The sequence below is a fragment of the Micrococcus sp. KRD026 genome, from assembly GCF_017168445.1.
Lineage (GTDB): Bacteria > Actinomycetota > Actinomycetes > Actinomycetales > Micrococcaceae > Micrococcus > Micrococcus luteus.
This window is the reverse complement of record NZ_JABFBA010000075.1, coordinates 1-1009: the sequence shown is the minus strand read 5'-3', so window position 1 is coordinate 1009 and position 1009 is coordinate 1. Positions and strand designations below refer to the sequence as shown.

2 protein-coding genes are annotated in these 1009 nt (G+C 65.9%); both read right to left on the bottom strand.

From position 1 onward, the window contains the following. Positions 1 to 331: 331 nt before the first annotated feature. A complete protein-coding gene (locus J1M40_RS12340) occupies positions 332 to 652 on the bottom strand; it encodes a hypothetical protein (protein WP_144819872.1) in 321 nt (106 codons plus the stop codon). A gap of 166 nt (positions 653 to 818) precedes the next feature. After that, the coding region (locus J1M40_RS12335) for an integrase core domain-containing protein (RefSeq protein ID WP_161788041.1) at positions 819 to 1009 on the bottom strand (191 nt) is incomplete at its 5' end.

Below are 1009 nucleotides of genomic sequence, written 5' to 3'. Positions count from 1 at the left end.
CGCTGCAGGCTCACCACCGTGACCAACACCGGAGACGAGGTGGACCCCGACACCGAACTCAACCTCGGCCTCAGCGCCTGACCCCCATGAAGGATCAGACCGCTACACCATCACGAGGGGCTTGACCTAAAGCGTTACAAAAACCACGCCATTTAGCGCTGCGATTCACACCGTCTCTGACGTGATGGTCTCGTGGGCGGGCGGGGCGTGTAAAGGGGTATACCCGACTGGACACGGACCCAGAGAGACCCCTGCACCGCCGGGGCCCCGTCCGAAACGTGCGCATCCCCGGGACGAAGGAGGGCCCGGGTCCCTGACCCCGAGGAACGGATCAGGACCGAGCCCATTCCCTCATCTGGGCTGGAAGAGCTCCGAGTCGAGACTCCCACCAGTCGAGGTCGGCCTGGCAGCCCCTGCCCTGCGAACGGGGACGCAACGTGACCTGGGCTCGGAACTCCTGCGCCCCTGCCTCCTCCACCACCCGCAGGCGAAGCCACGCCACCTCGGGGGAATACTCCGGGAACAGCTCGAGGGAGAAGCACCGGTCCGGCCACGCCGGCCGCCCGCGGCCGAAGTCCTCCCCCACGAGACCGATCTCCTGGAAGTTGAGATCCTCATACCGGACCGGCTCCTGGGCATAGGCACCCTGCACCTTGAACGTCTCCCCCGGCACCCCCCACGACAGACCGACACAGGGCAACCCGAGCCGCTCCACACTCCATGGCCACATCATGGATTTCAGGCACTCCTGCCCCAGAATCGAGTCCCCGTGCACACGGACGCTGACGGACTGCGCACCCCCGCTCATGCGCCGCACGCTAGTTGTAGGAGGGCATGACGTTGTTGACTCGGGCCGGTGCCAACGAGGCCGGAGGGGCGTCTCCGCAGGAGGTATGAGGCCGATGGTAGTTGTAGTGGTTCACCCACACGGCCAGCGCCTCACGCCGAGCTGTCTCTGAGGTATACGGGCGGGCGTAGAGGACCTCATCGACCATCAGCCGGTTGTACC